At 71.6% G+C, this 26,747-nt stretch carries 26 protein-coding genes; 14 read left to right on the forward strand and 12 right to left on the reverse strand.

The genetic code is table 11. The annotated features are described in order from the left end of the window. The 9 genes from fdhD (at position 1) to J1M46_RS00715 (ending at position 8,795) form a co-directional block, all read left to right on the forward strand. Entirely contained in the window at positions 1–936 is a 936-nt protein-coding gene (gene fdhD, locus J1M46_RS00675; protein ID WP_206446024.1) for a formate dehydrogenase accessory sulfurtransferase FdhD, read from the forward strand. Positions 937–1,136: 200 nt separating this feature from the next. Continuing rightward, a complete protein-coding gene (locus J1M46_RS00680) occupies positions 1,137–2,474 on the forward strand; it encodes a PhoH family protein (RefSeq protein ID WP_342384209.1) in 1,338 nt (445 codons plus the stop codon). A 194-nt stretch (positions 2,475–2,668) separates the two neighbouring features. Beyond that, positions 2,669–3,820: a winged helix DNA-binding domain-containing protein gene (locus tag J1M46_RS00685; protein WP_206446026.1), complete on the forward strand. Its 1,152-nt coding sequence runs from the start codon at positions 2,669–2,671 to the stop codon at positions 3,818–3,820. A 48-nt stretch (positions 3,821–3,868) separates the two neighbouring features. Continuing rightward, entirely contained in the window at positions 3,869–4,081 is a 213-nt protein-coding gene (locus J1M46_RS00690) for a hypothetical protein (protein WP_206446028.1), read from the forward strand. A 58-nt stretch (positions 4,082–4,139) separates the two neighbouring features. Continuing rightward, positions 4,140–4,709, forward strand: coding sequence for a prepilin peptidase (locus J1M46_RS00695; RefSeq protein ID WP_206446030.1), 570 nt, complete (start codon positions 4,140–4,142; stop codon positions 4,707–4,709). A gap of 235 nt (positions 4,710–4,944) precedes the next feature. Beyond that, a complete protein-coding gene (locus J1M46_RS00700) occupies positions 4,945–5,850 on the forward strand; it encodes a MetQ/NlpA family ABC transporter substrate-binding protein (RefSeq protein ID WP_206446032.1) in 906 nt (301 codons plus the stop codon). 75 nt (positions 5,851–5,925) lie between these two features. Continuing rightward, positions 5,926–6,975 carry a methionine ABC transporter ATP-binding protein gene (locus tag J1M46_RS00705; protein WP_206446039.1) on the forward strand — a complete coding sequence of 350 codons (1,050 nt, stop codon included), beginning with the start codon at positions 5,926–5,928 and terminating at the stop codon, positions 6,973–6,975. Beyond that, positions 6,972–7,631, forward strand: a complete 660-nt coding sequence (locus J1M46_RS00710; RefSeq protein ID WP_206446040.1) for a methionine ABC transporter permease — start codon at positions 6,972–6,974, stop codon at positions 7,629–7,631. Before J1M46_RS00705 ends, J1M46_RS00710 begins: the two co-directional genes overlap by 4 nt. 102 nt (positions 7,632–7,733) lie before the next feature. After that, positions 7,734–8,795 (forward strand): hypothetical protein, encoded by a 1,062-nt coding sequence (locus tag J1M46_RS00715; RefSeq protein ID WP_206446041.1) that lies wholly within the window; start codon positions 7,734–7,736, stop codon positions 8,793–8,795. A gap of 28 nt (positions 8,796–8,823) precedes the next feature. Here the strand turns inward: J1M46_RS00715 and J1M46_RS00720 are convergent, their stop codons facing one another. From J1M46_RS00720 to J1M46_RS00745, 6 genes are all read right to left on the reverse strand, one after another. Continuing rightward, on the reverse strand, positions 8,824–9,309 hold the full coding sequence (locus tag J1M46_RS00720) for a tetratricopeptide repeat protein (protein ID WP_342384210.1): 486 nt from the start codon (positions 9,307–9,309) through the stop codon (positions 8,824–8,826). Continuing rightward, a complete protein-coding gene (locus J1M46_RS00725; protein ID WP_342384211.1) occupies positions 9,306–9,785 on the reverse strand; it encodes a tetratricopeptide repeat protein in 480 nt (159 codons plus the stop codon). Before J1M46_RS00725 ends, J1M46_RS00720 begins: the two co-directional genes overlap by 4 nt. After that, positions 9,782–11,989 carry a prolyl oligopeptidase family serine peptidase gene (locus J1M46_RS00730; protein ID WP_206446042.1) on the reverse strand — a complete coding sequence of 736 codons (2,208 nt, stop codon included), beginning with the start codon at positions 11,987–11,989 and terminating at the stop codon, positions 9,782–9,784. Before J1M46_RS00730 ends, J1M46_RS00725 begins: the two co-directional genes overlap by 4 nt. A gap of 23 nt (positions 11,990–12,012) precedes the next feature. Further along, the gene (locus J1M46_RS00735; protein ID WP_206446044.1) at positions 12,013–13,212 is read right to left on the reverse strand and encodes an aminotransferase class I/II-fold pyridoxal phosphate-dependent enzyme; all 1,200 of its coding nucleotides are present in this window, start codon (positions 13,210–13,212) and stop codon (positions 12,013–12,015) included. Continuing rightward, complete coding sequence (gene speB / locus J1M46_RS00740; RefSeq protein ID WP_206446046.1) at positions 13,209–14,198, reverse strand: agmatinase; 990 nt, start codon at positions 14,196–14,198, stop codon at positions 13,209–13,211. Before speB ends, J1M46_RS00735 begins: the two co-directional genes overlap by 4 nt. 63 nt (positions 14,199–14,261) lie before the next feature. After that, positions 14,262–15,200 (reverse strand): AsnC family transcriptional regulator, encoded by a 939-nt coding sequence (locus J1M46_RS00745; RefSeq protein WP_206446048.1) that lies wholly within the window; start codon positions 15,198–15,200, stop codon positions 14,262–14,264. Between the two features lie 255 nt (positions 15,201–15,455). Here J1M46_RS00745 and J1M46_RS00750 point away from each other — a divergent pair, with 255 nt between their 5' ends. From J1M46_RS00750 to J1M46_RS00770, 5 genes are read left to right on the forward strand one after another with little or no spacing between them, the layout of a single operon-like run. Beyond that, positions 15,456–16,805, forward strand: a complete 1,350-nt coding sequence (locus J1M46_RS00750) for an MFS transporter (protein WP_206446050.1) — start codon at positions 15,456–15,458, stop codon at positions 16,803–16,805. A gap of 1 nt (position 16,806) precedes the next feature. Then, positions 16,807–18,492: an amidohydrolase gene (locus J1M46_RS00755; RefSeq protein WP_206446052.1), complete on the forward strand. Its 1,686-nt coding sequence runs from the start codon at positions 16,807–16,809 to the stop codon at positions 18,490–18,492. Further along, positions 18,492–20,105 carry a thiamine pyrophosphate-binding protein gene (locus tag J1M46_RS00760; protein ID WP_206446054.1) on the forward strand — a complete coding sequence of 538 codons (1,614 nt, stop codon included), beginning with the start codon at positions 18,492–18,494 and terminating at the stop codon, positions 20,103–20,105. Before J1M46_RS00755 ends, J1M46_RS00760 begins: the two co-directional genes overlap by 1 nt. Before the next feature lie 38 nt (positions 20,106–20,143). Further along, on the forward strand, positions 20,144–21,166 hold the full coding sequence (locus J1M46_RS00765; protein ID WP_342384212.1) for a C-terminal binding protein: 1,023 nt from the start codon (positions 20,144–20,146) through the stop codon (positions 21,164–21,166). 45 nt (positions 21,167–21,211) lie between these two features. Further along, on the forward strand, positions 21,212–22,780 hold the full coding sequence (locus J1M46_RS00770) for an amidohydrolase (RefSeq protein WP_206446063.1): 1,569 nt from the start codon (positions 21,212–21,214) through the stop codon (positions 22,778–22,780). 424 nt (positions 22,781–23,204) lie between these two features. Here the strand turns inward: J1M46_RS00770 and J1M46_RS00775 are convergent, their stop codons facing one another. The 6 genes from J1M46_RS00775 to J1M46_RS00800 form a co-directional block, all read right to left on the reverse strand. Then, the gene (locus J1M46_RS00775) at positions 23,205–23,480 is read right to left on the reverse strand and encodes a type II toxin-antitoxin system Phd/YefM family antitoxin (RefSeq protein WP_446698530.1); all 276 of its coding nucleotides are present in this window, start codon (positions 23,478–23,480) and stop codon (positions 23,205–23,207) included. A 123-nt stretch (positions 23,481–23,603) separates the two neighbouring features. After that, the gene (locus J1M46_RS00780; RefSeq protein WP_206446067.1) at positions 23,604–25,022 is read right to left on the reverse strand and encodes an aspartate ammonia-lyase; all 1,419 of its coding nucleotides are present in this window, start codon (positions 25,020–25,022) and stop codon (positions 23,604–23,606) included. A 33-nt stretch (positions 25,023–25,055) separates the two neighbouring features. After that, positions 25,056–25,691: a DUF4245 domain-containing protein gene (locus J1M46_RS00785; protein ID WP_206446069.1), complete on the reverse strand. Its 636-nt coding sequence runs from the start codon at positions 25,689–25,691 to the stop codon at positions 25,056–25,058. Beyond that, complete coding sequence (locus J1M46_RS00790) at positions 25,688–25,951, reverse strand: exodeoxyribonuclease VII small subunit (RefSeq protein ID WP_206446071.1); 264 nt, start codon at positions 25,949–25,951, stop codon at positions 25,688–25,690. The genes J1M46_RS00785 and J1M46_RS00790 overlap by 4 nt, the downstream gene beginning before the upstream one ends. 84 nt (positions 25,952–26,035) lie before the next feature. Next, a complete protein-coding gene (locus tag J1M46_RS15565; RefSeq protein WP_206446073.1) occupies positions 26,036–26,428 on the reverse strand; it encodes a type II toxin-antitoxin system VapC family toxin in 393 nt (130 codons plus the stop codon). Then, the gene (locus J1M46_RS00800; RefSeq protein ID WP_206446075.1) at positions 26,418–26,711 is read right to left on the reverse strand and encodes a FitA-like ribbon-helix-helix domain-containing protein; all 294 of its coding nucleotides are present in this window, start codon (positions 26,709–26,711) and stop codon (positions 26,418–26,420) included. Before J1M46_RS00800 ends, J1M46_RS15565 begins: the two co-directional genes overlap by 11 nt. Positions 26,712–26,747 lie beyond the last annotated feature (36 nt).

The raw sequence follows: 26,747 nt of genomic DNA on the forward strand, positions 1-26,747 counted from the left end.
ATGGGCCGCATCGTGACGCGGCACCCGGTCACCCGCGTGCGGCTGGGCAGCGAACCCGTGCGGCGCGCGGACATGCTCGCGGTCGAGGAGCCGCTCGAGATCAGGGTGCAGGGCACCCCGCTGGCCGTGACCATGCGCACCCCCGGCAACGACGTCGAGCTGGCGACCGGCTTCCTGGTCTCGGAGGGGGTGATCGCCGGCGGCGGCGACGTGCTGAGCGCGATCCACTGCGGCGGTCCCGGCACCGGCCCGGGCATCGGTGCGGGCGGCGAGCCCAACACCTACAACGTGCTCGATCTCACCCTCGCGCCCGGCGTCGCGCTGCCATCGCCCGACATCGCGCGCAACTTCTATACGACCAGCTCGTGCGGCGTGTGCGGCAAGGCGAGCATCGAGGCGATCGAGACCATCTCGCGCTTCGACCTGCACGCCGACGAGACCGTGATCGACGCCGAGACGATCGCGCGGCTGCCCGATCGGCTGCGGCAGCAGCAGGCGGCGTTCGACAAGACCGGCGGGCTGCATGCAGCCGCCCTGGTCGATGTCGCCAGCGGCGAGATGCTCGTCGTGCGGGAGGACGTCGGCAGGCACAACGCCGTCGACAAGGTGATCGGCTGGGCCGCCCAGCAGGGCCCGCTGCCGCTGCGGGGCACCGCGCTGCAGGTCTCCGGACGGGCCAGCTTCGAGCTCGTGCAGAAGGCGGTCATGGCCGGCATCCCGGTGCTCGCCGCGGTCTCGGCGCCGTCGTCCCTGGCGGTCGAGCTCGCCGGCGAGGCGGGCCTGACCCTCATCGGCTTCGTGCGCGATCCGTCGATGGTCGTGTACACGCATCCGCACCGTGTCGATGTCGAGGGTGTCGAGCTCGAGGGTGCAGCGCGCGGCGATGCTGAGCGCGGAGGCCGACCCGTCGACCGCGCGGCCGCCGCCGCGATGTGAACCCGGGGAGACGCTGACGTTGCGTGCAGGTGAACGGTCCTCGCGCATCCGTGTGTCGGTGCTCGGCGGGCGCGGGTTGCGCGCGTAGATTCGGCCCTAGTCGGGCAGATCAGCCCGGCGAGCGAGCGGCCATCGTGTCTGCGAGCACCACGGGAGGCGACGGCCGCGTGATCCGACCCAAGGTCGGAAGGGAGCGCCTCGTGCCTGAACTCGCCACCACCCCCGCAGCCGAAGTCTTCGAGGTCACCGACGTCGAGACCCGCCAGCGCACGTACGTGCTCGACACCAGCGTGCTGCTGTCGGACCCGGGGGCGATCCACCGCTTCGCCGAGCACCAGGTGGTGATCCCCGTGATCGTCATCGCCGAGCTCGAGAAGAAGCGGCACGATCCCGAGATCGGGTACTTCGCGCGCAAGGCGCTGCGCAACCTCGACGACCTGCGCGTCGCGCACGAGCGGCTCGACTTCCCAGTGCCGACCGAGGGCGGCGGATCGCTGCGGGTCGAGCTGAACCACTCGAACCAGCAGGTGCTGCCCAGCGGCCTGCAGCTGGGCGACAACGACTCGCGCATCCTCGCGGTCGCCTCGAACCTGGCCGGCGACGGCCTCGACGTGTGCGTCGTGTCGAAGGACATGCCGATGCGCGTGAAGGCCGCCTCCATCGGCCTCGCCGCCGAGGAGTACCTGGCCGAGCAGGCGGTCGACTCGGGCTGGACGGGCATGGCCGAGATCGCGCTCTCTGGGGAGCAGATCAACGCGCTCTACGAGGACGAGCGCATCGAGACGGCTGCCGTCAAGGACATGGCGCTCAACACCGGGCTGGTGATCTCCTCCGAGCGCGGCTCGGCGCTCGGCCGCGTGACGCGGGCCGGCGAGATCTCGCTCGTGCGCGGCGACCGCGAGGTCTTCGGCGTGCACGGCCGCTCGGCCGAGCAGCGGCTCGCGATCGACCTACTGCTCGACAACGAGGTGGGCATCGTCTCGCTCGGCGGCTCGGCGGGCACCGGCAAGTCGGCGCTCGCGCTGGCGGCGGGCCTGGAGGCCGTGCTCGAGCGGCGCCTGCACAAGAAGGTCATCGTCTTCCGCCCGCTCTACGCGGTCGGCGGCCAGGAGCTCGGCTACCTGCCCGGCGACAAGGACGAGAAGATGAACCCCTGGGGGCAGGCGATCTACGACACCCTCGGTGCGCTGGTGGGCGACAACGTGCTCGACGAGGTCGCCGACCGCGGGCTGCTCGAGGTGCTGCCGCTCACGCACATCCGCGGCCGCTCGCTGCACGACGCCTTCGTGATCGTCGACGAGGCGCAGTCACTCGAGCGGAACGTCTTGCTGACGGTGCTTTCGCGCATCGGCCAGAACTCGCGCGTGGTGCTCACCCACGACGTGGCGCAGCGCGACAACCTGCGGGTCGGCCGGCACGACGGTGTCGCGAGCGTGATCGAGACGCTGAAGGGCGAGGATCTCTTCGGCCACATCACGCTGATGCGCTCGGAGCGTTCGCGCATCGCCGCGCTGGTGACGAGCCTGCTGGAGGGCTGAGGCGCCGCGCGGCCGTTGCAGCGACTGTGGACCCGTTGCGGATTCGTGGACCCCGCCGAACGGGTGGTAGCCGAATCGCGGACCCGTTCGGGATTCGTGGACCCCGCCGAACGGGTCCGGCAATCCGCAACGGGTCCATCGTCTGGGGCCGCAGACTTCGGCGGCGCGTGGGCGGGCGCGGCTAGCGTGAGCCCATGCTCGAGTTGACTCGGTCGGAGGCACGGCGGATGCGACTGGTCGCGCACGGGCTCGATCGCGCCAGCAGGACGAGCGGTGACGCGAGCGCCGCGGCGGGAGTGATCGCCGGAGACGCAGCTGGCGCAGCTGGATGCACGCCGGTGGAGGTCGTGCACCGCATGGTCGCCATGCAGGGGCAGGACCTGCCGCAGGTGCTGCGCGCGATCGCCATCCGCTCGGCGCCCGGCACGACGCTCGCCGACGTGCGAGCTGCGTTCGACCGCGGAGAGCTCGTGCGGTCGTGGGCCATGCGCGGCACGCTGTTCGTCTCGACGCCGCAGGATCTGGCCGTGCTGCACGCGGCCGTCGCGCCGAGGATGCGCCGGCAGGAGTGGCGCATGTGCACCGACCGCGACATCGACGAGGCGATCGCGGCACGCGCGGCGCAGGTGCTCGTCGAGCATCTGGCCGACAGACCGCGGTCCCGGCCCTCGCTGCTCGCCGTATGGGAGTCGGCGGGCGTCGAGACCGGGGGCGGCCGGGGCTACCACCTGCTGGCGCTGCTCGCGTACGACGAACTCGTGCGCTTCGGCCCGTTCGACGGTGAGGCGCAGCTGCTCGTCGGTGGGCCGCCGGCCGCGGTGAGCGGCGCCGAGCGCCTCGTCGACGAGCTCGTCGATGCCGAGCTCGTCGACGCGGAGGCTGCCTTCGACGACGCCCTGCGTCGCTTCGTCCTCGCCCGCGGGCCGGTCTCGGCCGATGACGCCGCCTGGTGGCTGGGGCTGCCGAAGACGCTCGTGCGCGCATCGCTCGCGCGCGCTCGCGGACTGAACCGGGTGCTCGTGGGCGGCACCGAGATGCTCATCGGCGAGGACGCCAGCGGCAGCAGCTCGGGCGTGCACCTGGTGCCGGGCTTCGACGAGTGGATCCTCGGCTACCGCGACCGCTCGATCACCGCTGGCCCAGCGATGACGCAGGCGCTCGTGCCCGGCAACAACGGCGTCTTCAAGCCCGCGGTGCTCATTGACGGCCGCACCGTCGGCACCTGGCGCTGGCCGCCGCAGCGCGGCACGCGACCGGTCGAACCGGTGCTGCAGATCGTCGAGGATGTCACGGCGTCGACCCGGGCTCGCATCGAGCGCGCGCTCGCGCGCTGGCCGCACCGCTGAGCCCAAGGCGAGCTGGTCATCGCCCGCTCGAACGCGAATGCCGAGAACATGGGCCTCACGCCGAACGCAGGCACGGTGTCGGCGCTCGAGGCCGAGCGGCCGACCGCCGAGGGGCCGACCGCCGAGCGGTATGCCGCAGACGACCGGCAGCGCCGTGTTGACGAGGCCGCGCGGGCCGACCTCGACGATCGTCACGACGCACATAGCCTCAGCGCACTCGAGGACCTGGCGACGAGAGACCCGAGACTGCCGCCGCAGTAGTCCGGCACCTGTGGAGAGCGGAAGCGAGCCAGCCGACCGCCCCGCTACCTTGGCCCGCGTGACGACATTGGCGGAGGCGACGGCGAGCGAGCTCGCCGGGCCGCGTCCGCCCGTGCGGCTGCGAGCCGTCGATGCGCTCGGCATCCCGCTCGCGGCGGCTGCTGCCGCACTGCTGGTCATGCTGGGGTGGGATGCGATCGCGATCGTGCCGATCGCCGCTGTCGCAGCCGCTGCGCCTGTGCTCGCGCGCATCGACATGACCGAGCGCCGGCTGCCGAACACGATCACGCTGCCGCTGCTGGTCGTCGGCACCATCGCGTGCCTGGTCCGGCTGCTCGGCGGGGACTTCGCGCTGTTCGTCGCGATCGGCTGTGGCGCCATCCTGCTGCTCATGGCGGTGATGGGCGGCATGGGCATGGGAGACGTGAAGCTGGGCACAGCTCTGGCGCTCGCGTCCGCGACGCTCGGGTGGGCCGTGCCGCTGGCCGGACTGGCCGCATCCGTCATCGTCGGCGGCATCGCAGGCCTCGTGGCGCTGACGGTGGGGCGGCGCACGGTGGCGTTCGGCCCCTGGCTGCTGGTCGGGCACGCGCTCGCGGTGGCCGGCGCGGCCCTGCAGGTCGGCTGAGTCGCGCCACCGCGCAGCCGCGCCTGAGCGCCACCGCGCAGCCGCGCCACGACGCAGTCGCGCCACCGCGCAGCCGCGCCACCGCGCAGTCGCGCCACCGCGCAGTCGCGCCACCGCGTAGCCGCGCCACCGCGTCACGGGGCGTCATGTGACATTCCGTGACAGCGCGATTGCGCGCGGACGGTATCTGATTCCTAACGTGGTGCGTATCCCGGCAGCACTTGAAGGAGCCACCATGTCCATCCGCACCGCACGTCCCCTCGCCCTCCTCGGAGCGCTCGGCATCTCCGTCGCCCTCGTCGGCTGCAGCGCCGCTGCATCAGGCTCCGGCGAGCCGGCGCTCGGCTCCGCCGAGAACCCCGTGCAGCTGGGCGTCGTCGGCGCCGCCGAGCCGTACTGGGAGGCCTACGAGCAGGCCGTCGAGGCCGAGGGCATCCAGCTCGACATCGTCGACTTCGGCGACTACAACCAGCCCAACCCCGCCACCAGCGAGGGCGAGCTCGACATCAACCAGTTCCAGCACATCATCTACCTCGCCAACTACAACGTGCAGTCCGGCGACGACCTGCAGCCGATCGGCTCGACGGCGACCTACCCGATCGGGCTCTACTCGTCGCAGTACGACTCCGCCGAGGCGATCCCCGACGGCGCCGAGGTGATCGTGCCGAACGACGACACCAACCAGGCCCGCGGCCTGCTCGTGCTGCAGTCGGCCGGCCTGATCGCGCTCGAGGACGGCGGCAGCCCCTACTCGACCGTCGACGACGTCATCGAGGCCGAGTCGCGCGTGACGGTCAGCGCCGTCGACGCCGCCATCACCGCCACCTCGCTGCCCGATGTCGCGGCCGCGATCATCAACAACGACTTCCTCACCGACGCCGGCATCGACCCGGCTGACGCGATCGCCGTCGACGACCCCGCCGACCCGGCAGCGCAGCCGTACATCAACGTCTTCGCGACCGCCGCCGAGAACGTCGACGACGAGGTGCTGAACCGCCTGGTGGAGATCTACCAGACGAACGAGGAGGTGCAGGCGGGCGCCCTCGAGTCCTCCGGCGGCACCGGCCTGTTCGTGCAGACGCCGAAGGACGAGTTGCAGGCCTCGCTGGCAGCCGTGCAGGAGGCGCTGCAGGCGCAGTAGCTCTCAGCGCGGTGGGCACGGGTTCGCCCGTGCCCATCAGCGTGTCGACCGACGGACACGGATGGAGGAGGATCCATGGCGCAGCACATCGTGCTCGACCGGGTCAGCAAGCGGTTCCCGCCCGCGAAGCGCGGCGGCGACGAGATCGTGGCCGTCGACGACGTCTCGCTCTCGATCGAGCAGGGCGAGATCTTCGGCATCATCGGCTACTCGGGCGCCGGCAAGTCGACGCTCGTGCGGCTCATCAATCAGCTCGAGCCGGTCACGAGCGGCGCGATCACCGTCGGCGACGTGACGATCAGCGAGCTGCGCGGCAAGCGTCTGCGCGAGCAGCAGACCGGTATCGGCATGATCTTCCAGCGCTTCAACCTGCTCACCTCGCGCACCGTCGCCGGCAATGTCGCCTACCCGCTCGAGGTGATCGGCGTCGGCAAGGCAGAGCGCAGGCGCCGCGTCGAGGAGCTCCTCGAGTTCGTCGGCCTCGCCGGCCGCGCCGACGCATACCCCGAGCAGCTCTCCGGCGGGCAGCAGCAGCGCGTCGGCATCGCACGTGCGCTGGCCGCGAACCCGCAGATCCTGCTCGCCGACGAAGCCACATCCGCCCTCGACCCAGAGACCACCGCCGAGGTGCTCGACCTGCTGGCCCGCGTCAACCGCGAGCTGGGCGTCACCATCGTCGTGATCACCCACGAGATGGAGGTGATCACGCGCATCGCCGACCGGGTGGCGGTGATGGATGCGGGGCGTGTGGTCGAGACGGGCCTCACCTACGACGTGTTCACACGGCCGCAGACCGACACCGCGAAGCGCTTCGTGCAGACGGTCGTGCGCGCGCTGCCGGAGGGCGACGAGCTCGCCCGGCTGCGCGCGCGGCACGAGGGCCGGTTCTTCACCGTGTCGTTCACCGAGAGCGGCTCGTCCACCGACGAGGGCGTGAGCGAAGCGCGCGTCTTCTCGGCGCTCGCGAAGGCCGGCGTCGACTTCAACCTCGTGCACGGCGGCGTCGACGACATCCAGGGGCGCGTCTACGGGCTGCTGACGATCGCGGTGCGCGGCGACGCGGAGTCGGTCGCCTGGGCGCTGCAGGGCATCGGCTCGGGCGTCACGGTGGAGGAGCAGCGATGAGCGAGATCGTGGAGGTGCTGCCCGACCTGCTCGAGCAGACCGGGATCATGCTGTGGATGGTCGCGCTCTCGCTCGCCTTCGGCGGCGTCGGCGGGCTGGCGATCGGTACGGGGCTGTACGTCACCCGGCGCGGCGGCATCCTGCAGCAGCCGGTGGTCTGGTGGGTGCTGAACGTGCTCGTCAACACCTTCCGGCCCATCCCGTTCATCATCCTGCTGGCGGCGCTGCAGCCCGTGGGGCGGCTGGTGGTCGGCAAGGGCATCGGCACCGAGTACGCCGTCTTCGCCATCGCCATCGCCGCGACCTTCGGCATCGCGCGCATCGTCGAGCAGAACCTGGTGGCGCTGCCCGCCGGTGTCGTCGAAGCGGCGCGGGCGACCGGTGCGAGCCCGTGGCGCATCATCCGCACGGTGATCATCCCGGAGACGCTCGGGCCGCTCGTGCTCGGCTTCACCTTCGCCGTGATCGCGATCGTCGACATGTCGGCCGTCGCCGGGCTCGTCGGCGGCGAGGGCCTCGGCAACTGGGCGGTCATGTACGGCTACCGGCAGTTCGACGAGGTCGTGACGTGGTCGGCGCTGATCATGGTGGTGATCGTCGTGCAGCTGATCCAGGCGCTCGGCAACTGGCTCGCGCGCCGCATCATGCGCCGCTGAAGCCGCCTCGAGCGACCATCGCCCGGCCCTCGCGGGCCGTGCGATTCGTCATAGTCCGTCACAGTCGAGCGGCGCGGGGGCATCGGCGCGCATGATGATCGCATGAGCGTTCCCACCCACCTCGTCGGCAGCATCAACCAGCCCGACGCCGAGTCCGTCTTCCGCGTCGTCGCCGATCGGCTCGACAACGCCCCGCGCATCCCCGACGGCGAGGTGGGGGAGCGCTACTACTGGATCCAGTTCCAGACGCTGCGCTTCGACCTGACCCCGGGTCTCGAGCGCGTCGGCGAGCCGGGGTACCGCATCCGTGATCAATTCGATGTGCGGCAGTTCCGGATCAGGGGCGAGGTGCAGCTGCCGGAGCTCGGCTACGCGGCCGCCGCGATCGACTCCTTCGCGCGCTTCGCCGCGCTGCAGGAGCAGGGCGTGATCGCCGCCGGCACGCGCTTCCAGGTGTCGCTGCCGACGCCCATCGCGATCGTCGGCGCCTTCATCGAGCCGGGCAGCCGGGCCGCGTTCGAGCCGGTCTACCGGGATGCGCTCCACGCCGAGCTCCACGCGATCCTGGCCGCGATCCCGCACGAGCGGCTCGCGATCCAGTTCGATGCGGCCGTCGAGTTCGCCATCCTCGAGCGAGACCGCAAGCCCGGCTTCATCATCGAGCCATGGTGGGACGGCGATGCGCTCGACGGGGTCGTCGCGAGGCTCGTCGATCTCGCATTGTGGGTGCCGGCCGAGGTGCAGCAGGGTTTCCACCTCTGCTACGGCGACGTCGAAGAGGCGCACTTCGTGCAGCCCGAGGACGCCGACACCCTCGCCGCAGTCGTGCGGCGCGTGCTCGGCGAGGCGCCGCGCCGGATCGACTGGATCCACCTGCCGGTGCCGATCGAGCGCGACGACGAGGCCTACTTCGCGCCGCTCGCGGGCATCGATTGGGGCCAGACGCAGCCGTTCCTCGGCCTCGTGCACCACGAGGACGGCGTCGACGGGGCCCTGCGCCGCGCCCGTGCCGCTCAGGCGGCAGTGCCGGCGCTCGCGGCGCCCGGAGCGTTCGGCATCGCCACCGAGTGCGGCTTCGGCCGCGGCCCCGCCGAGCGCACCGCGCCGCTGCTCGACATCCACCGTGACGTCGCCGAGCGACTGCTCGGGGCGCTCGCCGGCTGAGTAGCGCCGTCTCCTGCGAGGCGGCAGCTCAGTCCGCTGGCTCGGTGAGTGCGGCGGCATACGCGCGCACCGAGCGGTTGTAGCGCGGCAGCGTCGGTTCGATCGCCTCGACGACCACGCGCATCGCCTCGTCGTGGCGCCCGGCGGTGTGCAGCGCGAGCGCGAGGAAGACGCGCGGGGCGGCGCCGGTCGACGGATGCGTCGGGGCCGCCTCCAGCACCGCGATCGCGTCATCGAGACGGCCGGTGTTGCGCAGCGTCGAGCCGTACTGCACGGCCAGCTGCGCGTGCTGCTCGGGCTCGAGCCCCATGGCGAGCGCCCGCTCGTACTCGCGCTCGGCCTCGCGCTCGAAGCCGTGTGAGTCGTACATGCCGGCGAGCTCGAACGCGGCGCGCCCGTCGGACCCCGGGTACGCATCCGCCAGCTCCTGCATCTCGGCCACCGTCGCGTCCCGCGGCGTCCGGTCGAAGCGCTCCCAGAGCGCGTCGACGCGCGCCTGCCAGTCGCCGCTCACGCGTTCTCGGTGAGCATGGCGGCGTAGTCGGTGAGCGCTCGCCGGTACATCGGCAGCGTCGGCACCAGCGCCTCGATCGTGACGCGCAGCGCCTCGTCGTGGCGGCCCGCGTCGTGCAGCGTCAGCGCGAGGAAGGCGTCGCGGGCAGCGCCGACCTCCGGGTGGTCGGGCGCGTCACGGAGCATGGCGAGCGCCTCCTCGAGCCGGCCGAGGTTGCGCAGGGTCGAGGCGTGCTGGATCCGCCGGTGCGCATCGAGATCCGCATCGACCGCAGCCAGCCCGGCGGCCGCCGCCTCCTCGTAGAGCGTCGCAGCCTCGCCCTCGAGCCCCGCGCCGTCGTGCGCGCTCGCGAGCTCGAACAGCCCGAGCGCGGGGTGCGGTGCGGTCGGCGCGAGCAGGGCCATGCGCTCGACCCGCTCGAGGTCGTCGATCGACTCGTCGTCCCAGATGGCGGCGAGGTCCTTCTGCCAGCTCACTCGGGGCTCCCGTCCGCAAGAGGCACCTGCAGCCCGGTGTGGTGCGCGGCGAAGGCCAGCTGGTCGGCGAACTCGAGCGCCGCGGCATCCTTCGGCTTCCCCATGCCGTGCCCGGCGCGGGTGTCGACCGAGAGCAGTACGGGCGCATCCTTCATCGGGTCGACACCGCCATCGGCCCCGGTCGCGGCGCCGGCCGGAACCGCGCCGGCGTCGGCCTGCGCCCGCTGCAGCTCGGCGGCGAACTTGAACGAGTGCGCCGGCACGACCCGGTCGTCGTGGTCGCCGGTGGTGATGAGCGTCGGGGGATAGGCGACGCCTGCCCGCACGTTGTGCAGCGGCGAGTACGCGCGCAGGTACCCGAACGCATCCGCCTCATCAGGGTCGCCGTAGTCGCTCGCCCACGCCCAGCCGATCGTGAAGCGGTGGTAGCGCAGCATGTCGAGCACGCCGACGCCCGGCAGCACCGCTGCCCACAGCTCCGGCCGCTGCGTGAGCGCCGCGCCGGCGAGCAGCCCGCCGTTCGAGCGGCCGTGCAGCGCCAGCTGGCCGGCCGTCGTGACGCCCGAGTCGATGAGCCGCTCGGCGACCGCGAACAGGTCGTCGAAGACCTGCTGCTTGCGCTCCTTCGTGCCGCCCTTGTGCCACTCGGAGCCGAACTCGCCGCCGCCGCGCAGGTTCGGCACCACGAGCACGCCGCCCGCCGCGACCCATGCCGCCAGCACCGTGCGGAAGCCGGGGTTCATCGGGATGTTGAAGCCGCCGTAGCCCCAGATGAGCGTCGGCTTCGGGTCGTCGACCAGCACGCTGTCGGCCAGCGCAGTGTCGACCACCGCTGCGTCGGCCAGCGCCGCATCGCTCTGCGGCTCGGGCTCCTCTGCTGCGGGCCGCACCACGAATGCGGGCACCGTCTCGCCGTCGGTGGAGACGACGCGGATGCGCTGCGTAGTCGCCGCGGGCGCGGCCGGTCCCGGGGCGGCGAGGGTGCGGTGAGAGAGCAGGCGCGCGCCGTCCACCTCGATGACGTGGCGGGTGCCGCGGTCGACGAAGCTCTGCGTCAGCGCGGTGACGGTGCCGGAGTGCGCGCTGGTCTCGGAGCCGACGATGCTGACGCCCTCGCCGAGCGGCACGTCGTCGCCGATCGAGCCGTCGAAGCTCGCCAGCTGCATGCGGTGGCTGGCGTCGTGCGAGTACTCGAGCACGAGACCGGATGCGGTGAGGCCGGCATCGAGCAGCACGTCCTCCGGGTGCTGGGGCACGATGGTGCGCTCGTCACCGGTCGCCAGGTCGAAGGCCGCCAGCCGGTACCGGGGCGCGTCCGCGTCGGTGACGGCGTAGAGCAGCCCGTCGCGGATGCCGATCGCGTTCCACTCCTGCTCGTGGCCGCTGACCAGCTGCCGGAGTTCGACCTCGTCGTGGCGTCGCACCGCCAGGTCGTTGCCGCTGGAGGAGCCGGTGTCGGTCGAGAGTACGAACCACTCGTCGTCGCGCGGCCAGTGGCGGGCGAACAGCCGCGGCTCGTCAGGGCGGGAGAAGAGCACGGTGTCGTCTGCCGGGTCTGTGCCGACCTCGTGCCGCATCAGGCGGCCGGCGCCCATCTCATCGGTGAGCGCGTCGTCGGTGGGCTCGTCGTAGGCCCAGTAACTGAAAGCGCGGCCGCCGGGGAGCCAGACCGCACTGTTCCACTTGGTCCACGGGATCTCGTCGCTGAGGTCCTCCCCGGTGGCGACATCGCGCACACGGATGGTGCGCCAGTCGGAGCCGCCGTCGGCCGCGCCGTAGGCCAGCAGCGCGCCGTCCGGGGAGACGCTCGCCATCGTGACGGCGACGGTGCCATCGCTCGAGAGCGCGTTCGGGTCGAGCAGCACGCGGGGCGCGTCCTCTCCGGCGCCCTCAAGATCATCGATCGCATCGGCGACCACCAGCACCGGCTGGTTCTGGCCGTCGGAGTGCCAGGCGAATACTCGGCCGCCGCGCACCCAGGGGCAGCCGCGGGTCGGCGCCTCGAGCAGCGCGGTGACGCGTTCGCGGAAGGCCTCGCGCGCGGGCAGCGCCGCCAGGAACGGCTCGGCGAACGCGTTCTGCGCCTCGATGAACGCCCGGGTCTCGGCTGAGTCGCCGTCCTCGAGCCAGCGGTACGGGTCGGCGATCGCCTCCCCGTGGATCGTCTCGACCGTGTCGTCTCTGCTCACCTCGGGATAGCGCATCCGCCCACCCTAAGCCGGGCCGGCTATGCGCCGACGCGGGCGAGCGCGCGGCCGAGTCTGCGAGCGCCCTCGGCGAGCCGCTCGGGCGACTCGAACGAGTAGGCCAGGCGCAGCTCACTGCCGCCCGCGCCCGGCGCGCGGAAGGCCGCGCCCGGCACGAACACCACCTGCTCGTCGATCGCGGCGTCGAGCAGAGCATTCGTGCTCCAGCCCTCCGGCAGCGCGAGCCACGCGAAGAAGCCGCCCGCCGGCCGCGAGAGCGTCGCACCGGCGGGCAGCACCGGCGCGAGGGCAGCGCGCATCGCCTCGGCGCGCTCGGCGTACACCGCCGCAGCACGGGCGATCTCGGCCTCGAAGGGCCGCTCGAGCACGAAGTGCGCCGCGAGCTCCTGGGCGAGCGGCGAGGCGCAGATGACGGTCGCCTCGGCGGCCAGCTGCAGCGGCCGCCGAAGCCAGCTCGGCGCTGCCGCCCAGCCGACGCGCAGCCCGGGGGAGAGCACCTTTGAGAAGGTGCCGAGGTAGATCACATGCTCGGGGTCGAGCTCGTGCAGCGCCACGTGCTCGTGCGGCGTCGTCGTCAGCATGCCGTAGGGGTTGTCCTCGACGATCGGGATGCCGGCGGCGCGGCAAAGTTCGACGACCTGCGGCCGCCGCCGCTCGGTGAGCGTGGCGCCGCTCGGGTTCTGGAAGTTGGGGATCGTGTAGAGCATGCGGGGCGGACGCGCCTCGGCGACGAGGAGCCGGATGCGCTCCTCGAGGGCCGCAGGCACGATGCCATCGGCGTCCGTCGCCACGTGCTCGACGCGTAGCCCCGCGCCTCCGAAGGTGCCGAGCGCGCCGACGTAGGTCGGATCCTCCACGAGTACCGTGTCGCCCTGCTCGCACAGCACCTTCGTGACGAGGTCGAGGGCCATCTGCGAGCCGGCCGTCACTTGGATGGCGCCGGGCTCCGCGACGATGTCCTCCGCCGCCATCAGCTGCACGACAGCCTCACGCAGCGCGGTCGTGCCCGTGCCCGAGCCGTACTGCAGCACGGTCGCGCCCTGCTCGCGCAGGAGCCGTGCCGCGTGCTCGGCGACCCAGTCGAGGTCGCCGAGCGACAGGTCGGGGTTGCCGCCGGCGAGCGAGATCACGCCCGGTTGCATCGACGCCTCCCACACGTCGCGCACCGGCGACGGCAGGAGGCCGCGCGAGCGCCGGGTGAGGAAGGGGTGCTGCGTCACGGCTCGCGCGGTGCCATCGCCGAGATCAGCTCGTACAGCGCGTGGCTCGCGGCGACCGCCGTCATCTGCGCGTGGTCGTAGGCGGGCGCCACCTCGACGACGTCGGCGCCGACGATCTCGAGGTGCGCCATCGCCCGCAGGATGCGCAGCAGCTCGCGGCTCGTGAGCCCGCCCGCCTCGGGGGTACCGGTGCCGGGCGCGTGCGCGGGGTCGAGCACGTCGATGTCGATCGAGATGTAGACCTTGGCGTCGCCGATGCGCTCGAGCAGCCGTTCGATCGCGCGATCGACGCCGTCCTCCTCGATGGCGGATGCGGTGATGGGCACGAACCCGAGCCGCGCGTCGTCGTCGAGGTCGGCCTGGGCGTAGAGGGGGCCGCGGATGCCGACGTGGACGCTCGCGGTGAGGTCGATGAGGCCCTCTTCGCTCGCGCGGCGGAACGGGGTGCCGTGCGTGACGGGAGCGCCGAAGTAGGTGTCCCAGGTGTCGAGGTGCGCGTCGAAGTGCACGACGGCGACGGGCCCGTGGACGGCGTGGACGGCGCGCAGCAGCGGCAGGGCGATCGTGTGATCGCCGCCGATCGTGACCAGGCGCGTGCCGCCCTGCGTGAGCTCGCGAGCCTGGCGCTCGATGTCGGCGACGGCCTCGTCGATGGAGAACGGGTTGACGGCCATGTCGCCGGCATCGACGACCTGCTGCGCGTGGAAGGGCGCCACCTGCTGCGCGGGGTTGTAGGGGCGCAGCAGCCGGCTGATCTCGCGCACGTGCGAGGGGCCGAAGCGCGCCCCGGGGCGGAAGCTCACGCCCGAGTCGAACGGCACCCCGATGACGGCGATGTCGGCGTGGTCGACCTCGTCGATGCGTGGCAGCTTCGCGAACGTGGCGATGCCGGCGAACCGCGGCACCCGGCTCGCATCGACCGGTCCGATCGGCGTCGTGCCGGTCGCCGCTGCTTGGGTCGCCTCTGCTCCGCCGTGCTCTGCCATGGTCGCCTCCCGGGTCTCGTTGGTCTGCGAGCACGCTACTCCAGCGGCGGCGGTGGCCGATCGTCACACGGTGAGCATCCGCCCGACCGTGCGCGCGTAGTCCTCCTTGATGACGTCGTAGTGCGTCCACGATTCGAGCGCGCTCACCTGCTCGATCGCGCGCAGCTCCTCGATGACGGCGAGCAACGGGCCGGGCGCTGAGCCCGAGACGGTGGCGATGAAGTCGAACACCCCATGCGCACGAGCAGCGAAGTCGATCGCCGGCGATTCGAGCAGGTAGTCGGCGATGGCATCCGTGTCGCCGATGCCCGTGATGCCGAGCCCGATCGCGAAGCGCGTGCGGGAAGGCCCGCCGGACTGCAGCGCCGAGATGCGGATGACGCCGCTGTCGATCAGCCGGTGCACGCGCGCGCGGGCCGACGACGGTGCGAGATGCACCGCGTCGCCGAGTGCGCGATAGCTCGCCCGGCCATCGCGCTGCAGCTCGGCGATGAGCGCGCGGTCGAGCGCGTCGAGGGAGACCGATTCGCGGCGGTCGGACACGAAGAAGCCCTTGAGCACCTCGGCGTAGGTCGAGACCCGCAGCAGCCGCACGCTCGGGATGCGCCGCACGGCGTCGAGGGATGCGTGCAGCTCGCCGACGCTGCCGTGGCGCGACTCGACGACGACCGGCAGGGCGCCGCTGGTCATGGAGACGAACACCGATTCGGGCCGTGCGGCGACCTGCTGCGCGACCGGAAGCGCCCGGCCGTCCACGGCGATCATCGTGTGCACGAGCACGTGGTGGCCGGCGACACCGGGGTCGAGCGCGGCGACGATGCGCAGGCCGCCGCGCTCCAGCAGCAGTCGCAACCGCTGCGACACGAGGTCGCGGGAGCCGCCCACCTCGGCCGCGAGATCGCTGATGCTCGCACGGCCATCGCGCTGCAGCGCTCGCGTGATCGCAGCGTCGAGCGCGGCGTGGTCGCGCTCGAGCGAGCCATGCGTCGCGGGTGCTGCCATGTTCGACTCCTCGATGCGGTCCGTCCCAGGTGGGCCGGAAGTTCGCGGATCTGCACGCCGGAGCGAGCAGATCCTCGGTACGGGAGAGGATACGCGATCCTCTGCCGGACAAGATGCCCCCTCTGCCCCGCAGATGATCGGCGAGAGGGGCTCTCGACCGTGCTTCTGGGGTCGCGGCGGGGATGCCGCTGGTCTATCGTCGACGGATCCGGGGCATGCAGCGCCTCGAGATCCCACCGAGCAAGGGAGCTCTCCATGTCCGCCACCACAGCACCTGCGCCCAGCCCGCACCGCCGCGCGCTGAAAGCCGGCACCGCTGCCCTCGTCGGCACCACCATCGAGTGGTACGACTTCTACGTCTACGCGACCGCCGCCGCGATCGTCTTCCCGCACGTGTTCTTCCCCGAGGCAGAACCCGCCATCGGCACGCTCGCCTCGTTCGCGACCTTCGCGGTCGCCTTCTTCGTGCGGCCGCTGGGCGGCATCATCTTCGGCCACATCGGCGACCGCATCGGCCGCAAGCCGGCGCTCACCATCACGCTGCTGCTGATGGGCGTCGCGACCGTGCTGGTCGGCCTCGTTCCCGACTACAACACCATCGGCATCACCGCCGCGATCCTGCTGATCGTGCTGCGCATCTGCCAGGGGCTCGCCGTCGGCGGCGAGTGGGGCGGCGCGAGCCTGATGGCCGTCGAGAGCGCGCCCGAGAAGTGGAAGACCTTCTACGGCGGCTTCACGCAGCTGGGCAACCCGCTCGGTGCGCTGCTGGCGACCGGCTCCTTCTGGATCCTCTCCGCCATGGGCGACGACGTGCTGTTGACTTGGGGCTGGCGGGTGCCATTCCTGGCCAGCGTCGTGCTCATCGCCGTCGGATTCTGGGTGCGCTACCGGGTCGAGGAGACGCCGGTGTTCGAGGCGAAGGTGCAGGAGCGCAAGCAGTCGACGCCGCTCGTGTTCGCGCTCAAGAACAACTGGTACCCGATGCTGCTCGGCTTCGGCATGGTCGCCATCCCCTCGGGCGGCTACTACTTCGCCACCACCTACGTGCAGAGCTACGCCGTCTCCGACCAGGTCGGTCTCGACGCCTCGATCATCCTCGGCGCGATGACGGTCGCGTCCTTCATCGAAGCGCTCGTCACCCTGCCGCTGGCAGCACTGGGCGACAAATGGGGCCGAAAGCTCATGATGTACCTGGGCATCGGGCTGTCGGTGCTGATCGTTCTGCCGCTCATCCTGGCCATCGACAACCACAACGTCGCGCTGATCTACGTGCTGGTCGCGGCCATCCGCCTCACCATGAGCGCCACCTGGGCGCCACTGTCGGCGCTGATGGCGCAGATGTTCCGGCCGCAGTCGCGCTACACCTCGATGTCGCTCTCCTACGGCACGGGTGCGGCGGTCTTCGGCGGGCTCACGCCCATCGCCGCCACCGGCCTGTTCGTCCTCACGGGCAACATCTGGATGGTCGTCGGCCTGTTCGCCTTCCTCGGCCTCGTCGCCTGGGTGTCGACCTGGCTCGCCCCACAGCACTCCGACGCGGCACCCGTGACGCAGTCGTTCGAGCCGCGGCTGGACACCACCGCCATCCGCACCGACAAGGAGTGACATGCGGCACCTCGCCACCTACGACGACCGCGACTCGGCACCCACGATCGTCACCGCCGATCGCATCCTCACCGTCGACGACGAGCGGCCCGAGGCGCAGACCATGCTCGTTGCCGGCGGCAGGATCCTCGCGGTCGGCACGGTGGACGAGGTGCAGCAGGCCGCGGCCGGGCTCGACGCCGTGCGCATCGACCACCCTGGCGCGACCATCGTGCCGGGCTTCGTCGACGCCCACGCGCATCCGCTCATGTACGGGCAGCTGCTGACCTGGATCGACGTGAGCCCCGCGAAGGCCGGCACGATCGACGAGATCGTCGAGCTGCTGCGAGAGGGCGCGAAGCGGCTGCCGCCGGGCGTGCCGGTGCGCGGCTACGGGTACGAGCAGCGCAACCTCGCCGAGCGCCGGCACCCCACGCGGCAGGAGCTCGACCGCGTCGCCGACGACCGCGAGGTGTACATCATGAACGCCTCCGGCCACGGCGGCGTGGTGAACAGCTACACCTTCGAGCACTTCGGCGTCACGCGCGAGACCCCGAACCCCGAAGGCGGCGAGTTCTTTCGGGATGCCGACGGCGAGCTCACGGGTGAATTGTCGGATGCGGCGTGCAACGTGCTCACGGGCCTGCACGGGGTGAAGATCGGTCACCACGGGCCCAACTTCCACCTCGGCGACGAGCCGGCGGAGCATCAGCGGCAGCTCGACCTCGTGCAGCGCGAATTCCTGGCCGGCGGCGTCACCGCGATCGGCGACGCGCAGGTCTCCAAGCGCGAGATGGCCGCCTGGCTCGAGATGGCCGATCGCGGTGCGCTCTCGATGCGGGTGTCGATGTACTTCCTCTCGCACCTGCTCGACCAGGCGATCGAGCTGGGGCTCACGGGCCCGTTCGGCAACGCGTTCCTCTCGGCGACCGGCATCAAGCTCTACGCCGACGGCACGCTCGGCGGCTGGACGGCCTACTTCCCGGAGGGCTACGTGGGCGACCCGTGCCGCACCGGGCAGCTGTACCACGAGCCCGCCGAGTACGCCGGGCTCGTGGCCAAGGCGCATGCGGCCGGGCTGCAGACGGCAACCCACGCGCAGTCGCCGACCGCCATCACGATGGTCGTGGATGCGCTCGAGGCGGCCCTCGCCGAGCGGCCCGACGCCGACGCGCGCCACCGCATCGAGCACTGCGGCCTGCCTGCCGAGGGCGACATCGCCCGCATGGCCGAGCTGGGCATCCGCCCGGTGAATCAGCCGCAGCACCACTACAACTGGGGAGAGGGCGTCGAGCAGGCCATCGGCACGTCGGGGGAGCGCTTCAACCCGCTGGGCGAGTTCGTCGCCGCCGGGGTGCCCGTGACGATCTCCTCCGACGCCCCGGTCGCGGAGCCGCGACCGCTCGAGGCCATCCAGGCCGCGGTGACCCGCATCACCCGGCGCGGTACGAAGCTCGGCCCCGACAGCCTGCGCATCGACGCGGCGACGGCGTTGCGCGCGCACACGCTCGAGGGCGCGATCTCGCTCGGCCGCGAGGCGGAGCTCGGCTCGCTCACCGTCGGCAAGCGCGCCGACTTCGCCGTGCTGGCCGCCGACCCGCTGACGGTGCCGGGCGATGAGATCGCCGCTGTCCGCGTGCTCGAGACCTGGGTCGACGGCACGCGGCGCTATCAGGCGGCGCAGCACGATTCGATGCAGGGGGACTGATGGAGACCGAGATGAAGCGCACGACCGGATGGGTCGTGATGGAGACCCTGCACGGCTACGGCATCAACACGGTCTTCGGCATCCCAGGCACCCACAACCTCGAGCTCTACCGGCCGCTGGGCGCGCTCGGCATCCGGCCCGTGACGACGCGCCACGAGCAGGGCGCCGGCTACGGCGCCGACGGCTGGTCGCTGCAGACCGGCAAGCCGGGCGTCGTCATCACCACCAGCGGCCCCGGCCTGCTCAACGCCCTCTCGGCCGCCGGCACCGCCTTCGCCGAGTCGCGCCCCATGATCCTCATCGCGCCCGGTCCCGCTCGCGGGCAGGAGTTCGCCGATGCCGGCACGCTGCACGAGACGAAGGACCAGCTGAGCGCCGCAAGCGCGATCGTCGAGTGGGGTCGCCGCGTGCAGACCGCCGAGGAAGCGGTCAGCGCGGTGCACGACGCCTTCGCGCTGTTCGCCACCGGCCGCCCGCGTCCGGTGTACCTCGAGATCCCGCTCGATCTGCTCGAGGAGGAGACCGAACTCACTGGCGACGCGCTCGCCCCGCGCGAGCACCCGGCAGCCGCCGCGCCCGACGCCGCGCTGATCGTGCAGGCGGCGGCGCTGCTGCAACGCGCGCACGACCCGGTCATCCTGGTTGGCGGCGGCTCGCGCCGGGCGGGTGACGAGCTGCGCGCGCTCGCCGAGCGCCTCGGCGCGCCCGTCGTGACGACGCTCAATGCCAAGGGCGTGCTCGACGAGCGCCACCCGCTGTCGCTCGGCTCCAACCTGCGGCTCGCGGCCGCGCGCGAGCGCGCCCGCGACGCCGACGTGCTGCTCGTGGTGGGCTCGAAGCTCGGCGACGCCGAGCTGTGGGTCGACCGGCTCGAGGCGCGCGGCAGCGTCATCCGCATCGACCTGCTCGAGAGCCAGCTGCAGCGCAACCAGGAGGCCGAGGTCGGCATCGCCGCCGACGCGCGAGTAGCCCTGGCGGCGATCGTCGAGCAGCTGGGCGAGGGCGAGCCGCGCGCGGGCGCAGCCGCCGACGTCGCAGCCACGCTCGAGCGGGTGCGCGCCGAGTGCGCCGAGCTCTCCGCCGGCAACACCGCGCTCGCCGAAGCCATCGTGCAGGCGCTGCCGGACGACGTGATCGTCACGACCGACTCCTCGCAGATCGCCTACTGGGGCCTGCTCAACGTGCTGCGCACCTCCGTGCCGAACTCCACCGTGTACATGGGCACCTACGCGACGCTCGGCTACGGCCTGCCGGCCGCGATCGGTGCCCGCATCGGCGCGCCCGAGCGGCCCGTCGTCGCGGTCGTCGGCGACGGCGCGCTGATGTTCTCGGTGAACGAGCTCATGACGGTCGTCGAGCAGCGTCTCGACGTCACGGTGATCGTGGTCGACAACGGCGGCTATGCCGAGATCAAGCAGAACGAGCTCGACGCGGGCATCGCGCCCGTCGGCGTCGACCTCGCCCAGCCCGACTGGGCGGCACTGGCAGATGCGTTCGGCGGCACCGGCCGTCGGGTCGCGGATGCCGCGGGCCTGACCGAGGCCGTCGATGCGGCCCTCGCCGCCGGCGGCCTGCAGCTGATCCACATCGAGCAGTCGCGCTTCGCCGCCTGAGCCGCCGCTCCAGCCCCACCCGAGCCGAAGGACGCACCGTGACCTCTGCACCCATCGCTGTCTACACCGACATCGATGACACCGACGTGTCGCTCGGCGTCGACATGCTCGAGCGCGCCGGCTTCACCGTGCGCACCCTGGGCACACGCGATGCGGCGGCGATCGTGGAGGGCGCGCGGGAGGCCGATGTGCTGCTGAACGGCTACGCACAGATCACGCGCTCGATGCTCGCGGCGATGCCGCGGCTGCGGCTCGTTGCCACCATGTCGATGGGCTTCGACATGATCGACCTCGAGGCGGCCGCCGAGCTCGGCGTCGTCGTGACGAACGTGCCGGGCGCGGCGACCGAGGAGGTCGCCACCCATGCGCTCGCGCTCATGCTGCACGCTGTGCGACAGCTGCGCTTCTACACCGGCTCGGCGACACCGGACGATTGGAACAGCCGGGCGCCGCAGACGCCGCAGCGGCTCAGCGAGGTGACGCTCGGCATCGTCGGGCTCGGCAAGATCGGGCGCGAGTTCGCCCGCCTGGCCGGCCCGCTGTTCGGCGAGGTGCTCGGCTACGACCCGTTGCTGGCCGACACCGACGAAACTCGCGCACGGCTCGAGCGGGTCGGCGTGACGCGAACCGGGCTCGCCGAGGTGCGTGACGGCTCGCACGTGCTCTCGCTGCATCTGCCGCTCACGCCCGAGACCGAGCGGATGGTCGACGCCGCCTTCCTCGCGGCCATGCCGACCGGCGCCGTGCTCGTGAACGTCTCGCGCGGTGCGCTCGTCGACGAGACCGCCCTCGCCGCCGCGCTCGACGGCGGCCAGCTCTCTGCCGCCGCGCTCGATGTGCTCGCGGTCGAGCCGCCGCCCGCCGACCACCCGCTGCTGGGCCGCGACGACGTCGTGCTCACGCCGCACATCGCCTACTTCTCCGGCCGCACCGAGCGCGAGTATGTGCGCATCCAGGCGCAGAACGCCATCTCGCTCATCGAGACCGGCAGGGCGGACTCGCCGGTGCCCGGCTCACCGGTGTCAGCCGGAACGCTGCCCGCCCGACCCTTGACCGCCTGACGCGCCCCGCGCATCCGCCCCCGAAACACCAGCAAGAGAGAAGTGATGACGATGCAGCTCACCGACGACGCGAAGGCCACCGCCCAGGCCTGGATCGACGAGCACCTGGAGCAGCTCACCGAGTGGCACACGCACATCTGGGAGCTCGCCGAGCCCGCCTGGCGCGAGTACCGCTCGCAGCGCTGGTACGTCGAGCGGCTGCGCGAGGAGGGCTTCGAGGTCGAGGACGGCTCGGCCGGCATGCCCACCGCCTTCAGCGCCCGCTGGTCGAACGGCGACGGCCCCACGCTGCTGACCTACGCCGAGTACGACGCGGTGCCCGGCAACAGCCAGGCAGCGACCACGAGCGAGACGCCGCGCGAGGGGCTCAGCCGCTTCGCGCCCGGCCACACCGACCCACACTCGGTGCTCGGCATCTCGACGCTCGCGGGCGTGCTCGCGACCAAGCACGCGATGACCGAGCACGGCATCGCCGGCAGCCTGCACTACACCGGCGAGCCGGCCGAGAAGATGCACGGCTCGAAGGTTGTGCACGGGCTGCGCGGCTACTACGACGACGCCGATGCGATCGTCTCGTTCCACCCCTTCTACATGCTGCCGCTGTGCAACACGGCCCGCTGGGACACGCAGTGCGGCGCCTACTACTCGAAGGTGTACTCGTTCATCTGCGACCACCCCGAGACGTGGCAGGTCTCGAGCGCCGACCCGAACTCGCCCATCCCCGCGTCGCACTCGGCCGCCCGCGCACCGGGCGCGAACGTCTCGCTGATGCAGATGTACACCGCTTCGCGCACGATGCTCGACTCGATGCTGCCGGCCACCGGCGGCTGGAGCTTCTCGGACGCGATCCTCACCGACGGGCAGGCGACAGCCGACAACCTGCCGCAGCGCGTCGCGCGCATCCAGTTCTCGTGGCGCACGCCTGACATCGAGATGGCCGAGCACGTGCTCGCGGTGCTCGACCGCAACGCGCAGGCCGCGTCGATGATGGGTCACTGCGAGCTCGAGGAGCGGTGGGTGGCGCGCAGCCGCCCGGGCCGCACGAACCACGTGATGGCCGAGACGCTCTACGGCAACCTCGAGCAGGTGGGGGCGCCGACCTACGGCGACGAGGCGATCGATGTCGCGCAGGAGATCCAGCGCTCGCTCGGCCTCGAGCCGGCCGAGAAGCCGTTCCTGGCAGAGACCGAGCAGCTCATCACGCCGCAGGAGGCCGAGCGCGGCCTGCGCGAGCACATGCCCGCCTGGCAGCGCAACTGGACCAGCGACGACTACGTCGAGATGAGTCACTACGCGCCGCTCGTGCGCTTCTACGTCTCCCGCCCGGCGCTGCAGCCGGTCGAGGGGCAGGGGCCGTACCCGGCGTGGGTGATGAACGCCCTCGGCGGCATCCCCGCCACCATCGCACCGACGATCCTCACCGCCGGCAAGACCGTCGCCGGCACCTTCCTCGACCTGTTGACGAAGCCCGAGGTGCTCGCGGCGGCGAAGGCGGAGTTCGACGAGCGCGTCGCGGCCGAGCCGATGCCGGCGCTGCTGCCGGCCGACTTCGAAGCGCCGATCGAGCTGCCCTGGCCCGACTACGCGGGCGCCGACGACGCTCGCCGCTGGTAGCGGCCGCCACGCGCCGGCACAACGCAAGCTCGCGCGGCACGACCCGCGGGCCAGGCGGGGAGTAGCCTCGTCAGCCGCTCGTTCAGCCCTGAGGGCTTGCGTTGTGCACGGCCGGGGAGGCGAAGGGGCGTTCGCCGCAGCGGATGCTCCTCAGGCAACCTGAGAGCGACGCCTCCGGCCCTATTCTGTGACCGCGCCGGGCGAGTGATCTCGGAGGTAGATTTCCACGAGGTCACTGGTCCAAGTCGCTACGCCCGCGGCGACCGATCCGCTGCAACGCCTTTGCCTGCATCGGCTCGGTGACCTCGTCTGGTATCTCCTCCACGAGGATGCGAGCCGCGTCTATCCCCAGCGACAGTTCGGCTGGTCCGATTCCGCGTTTGGCCATGATGGCGGGCAGGTTCGAGAACGATCCGCCGCGAGGTCACGACGCCGCGGCGGCTTCCCGTTGTGCCTGCCGGCGCGCCTTCCGTGCCGCGTCGAACTCGGCTACGACCTCATCCTCGTCGATGCCGTGCTCGGCCATCAGTGCATGGAGCTTCTCCGTCGCCGATTGGTACGCCGCAATCGCCTCCGCACGGTCGCCATGGGTCGGGATGAACACGCCGACGCGACGGCCGTGGCGCGTCACGGTCACCGGTTCGTCACCGTCGATGTAGTCAGCGAGGTCCTGGCGGAACTCGCGCACGCCAACCGTCACAGCCATCAGACTGACTCCCTCCGTTGTGTAACCCTTGCGTACACAATATCGTCATGCGGGCACGGTGTCGCGCGTGAGGGGCACCCGCCGCAGCGGATGCCCCTCACGCGCTGATGCGGTGCGTTACTTCGCGACGCCCGGGTGCGTCATCGAGAGCAGGTCGAGCGCCTTGTCCATGTCGGCCTCGGTCAGCTCGCCGCGCTCCACGTAGCCGAGGTCGATGACCGCCTCGCGCACGGTGATGCCCTGCTTGACCGAGTGCTTGGCGATCTTGGCGGCCGCCTCGTAGCCGATCAGGCGGTTGAGCGGCGTCACGATCGAGGGGCTCATGCCCGCCAGCGCCGCGGCGCGCTCGACGTTGGCCTCCAGGCCCGCGACCGTCTTGTCGGCGAGCACGCGCGAGGCGTTCGAGAGCAGCCGGATCGACTCGAGCAGCGCCGTGCCCATCACCGGGATCTGCACGTTGAGCTCGAACGAGCCAGAGGCGCCAGCCCACGCGATGGTGGCGTCGTTGCCGATGATGCGCGCGCAGACCATCAGCACGGCTTCCGGCACGACGGGGTTGACCTTGCCCGGCATGATCGACGAGCCCGGCTGCAGGTCGGGGATGTGCAGCTCGCCCAGGCCGGTGTTGGGGCCGGAGCCCATCCAGCGCAGGTCGTTGTTGATCTTCGTCAGCGAGACGGCGATCGTGCGCAGGGCGCCGGATGCCTCCACCAGGCCGTCGCGGTTGGCCTGCGCCTCGAAGTGGTTGCGAGCCTCGGTGATCGGCAGCCCGCTGGAGGCGGCGATCTCGGCGATCACCTTCTCGGGGAAGCCGAGCGGCGTGTTGATGCCGGTGCCGACGGCGGTGCCGCCCTGCGGCACCTCCGCCACGCGGGGGAGCGCGGCCTGGATGCGCTCGATGCCGTAGCGCACCTGCGCTGCGTAGCCGCCGAACTCCTGGCCGAGCGTGACCGGCGTCGCGTCCATCAGGTGCGTGCGGCCGGGCTTGACGGCGTCGGCCCAGAGCGTCGCCTTCTCCTCGAGCGCGCCGGCCAGGTGCTCGAGCGCCGGGATCGCCTGCTCGATGAGCGCGCCGGTGACGGCGATGTGCACCGAGGTGGGGAAGACGTCGTTCGAGGACTGCGAGGCGTTCACGTGGTCGTTGGGGTGCACGGCGCCGTCACCACCAGCGGCGGCGAGGTGCTTCGTCGCGAGCGTGGCGAGCACCTCGTTCATGTTCATGTTCGACGAGGTGCCGGAGCCGGTCTGGTACGTGTCGATCGGGAACTGGTCGTGGTGGGCGCCACCGATGACCTCGTCGGCTGCCGCGACGATCGCGTCGGCGATCGGGCCGTCGACCGTGCCGAGCTCCTTGTTCGCCAGGGCGGCGGCGCGCTTGATGCGGGCGAGCGCCACGATCTGGGCGGGCTCCAGTCCAGAGCCCGAGATCGGGAAGTTCTCGACCGCGCGCTGCGTCTGGGCGGCGTAGAGCGCGTCCTTGGGCACGCGCACCTCGCCCATCGTGTCGTGCTCGATCCGGTAGTCGACGTCGTTCACTGCACTGTGCCTCTCGTTGTGGGGTGTCGGTGTCTACTCGCCGGCCGTGAGCTGTGCGCTCACGGCTTCGGCGAAGAGCTGCAGCTCCGTGTCGTCGGCGGTGCCGCCGATGACCACGGTGGATGCGTCGTGCTCGGTCGTGAGCACGTACGCCAGGTTGCCGGGGTCCTCCGTCGCACGCTGGTCGTACTCGATCCAGGTGAGCCCCGCGATGGTCCGCTCGCCGGTGGGCGTCGCGCCGTCGATGGCGGTGACGAGCCAGGTCGGGTTCGCATCGATCGCCTGCTGCACGAACGCGTACTGCTCGGCGGGCGTGATGTAGCCGACGTGCCAGGTGACGATCTCGTCGGCGCCGGTGCGGATTTCGGCCGCGTTCGAACCCCAGCCCGCCGGCAGCTCCGGCACGACGAGCGGCTCCTGCGAGACGATCTGCGAGGACTCGGCCGCGGCGGCGACGTCGATCGGCTCGCGCTCGGGCATCGGCGGCCGCACCACCACGAGCACCATCACCACCACGACGCCGAGGCACACCACGATCGCGGCGAGCAGGTTGGTGAAGGTGCGGTTCTCACGGTGCCGTCGCGACGACGCGGCCTTCCGGGCGGCAGCCTCGTCGGGGGTCTCCGGCCGGCCAAGCTCGGCGACGACGCGGGGGTTCTTGCCGCTCATGCCCGATCGGAGCCTTCAGCGGTCTCCGACGCGCTCGAGGCCGATGCGCGTGCGGCGTCCAGGCGCGCCTTGGCGCCCTGCAGCCACTCCTCGCAGCGATCGGCGAGGGCGTTGCCGCGCTCCCAGAGCGCGAGCGAATCCTCCAGCGTCGCGCCGCCCGACTCGAGCGCCGTCACCACGCGCACCAGCTCGTCGCGAGCCTGCTCGTACGAGAGCTCTGGCACGTCGCTGTTCACGGGGCTGTCGGCTGCGTCGGTCACGTCTCCAGCCTACCGCGAGGGCCAGCATGGCCGCCTGTCGCAGTGCACTGCGTTGCAGGAGCCGTCCGTCACAGCGTGCGCGATTCACACCACGATGACTTCGCAGCGAATCCCGGGTGCGTTCGCGAGCCGCCGGTCTGCCGTCACGAGCGGCACGTCGAGCAGTTCTGCCAGCGCGATGTAGCTCGCCTCGTAGGGCGTGACCGTGTGCCGGAGCTCCCAGACGCGGGTGGCAGTCGGCCGCCAATCGACGATGTCCATCGGCACCTCGAGCATCGCCTCGAACAGCGCCCGCGACTCACGCGCATCGAGCGTCCCGCGCAGTTCGCCCTTGCGGAAGGCGCTCGCGGTCTCGGGGAAGATCAGCGCCGGAGCCGTGAAGCGGAGACCCTGCAGTCGCGCGCCGACACCGCTCTGGTCTTGCAGCAGGTCGATCAGGGCGGCGGCGTCGAGGACGACGCGTTCCCTAGCTGGCATCGCGATCGGCTCGGATATCCGCAACCACCGTCTCGCGCTCGGGGAAGCGCACGCCCTCCGCATGCAACCGCTGGCTGATGGCAACCAGGGTCTCCCAGGAGTCCTGCTCGTGTGCGGCCTCGCTCAGCCTCTCGAGCGCATACTGCTGGAGCGACATCCCCTTCGCGCGCGCCTTCTCGAGCAGCGCCTTGTGCACGTCATCAGGAACGGCGCGGATCGTCACGTTGACAGGCATGGCGCGATGACCCCACCGATGCCTGCGAAATGCATGCAGGACGTTCATGCCACCATCACAGCACGGCCCGCAGGTCGCCGTGCT

The organism is Agrococcus sp. KRD186, assembly GCF_017168255.1.
GTDB lineage: Bacteria > Actinomycetota > Actinomycetes > Actinomycetales > Microbacteriaceae > Agrococcus.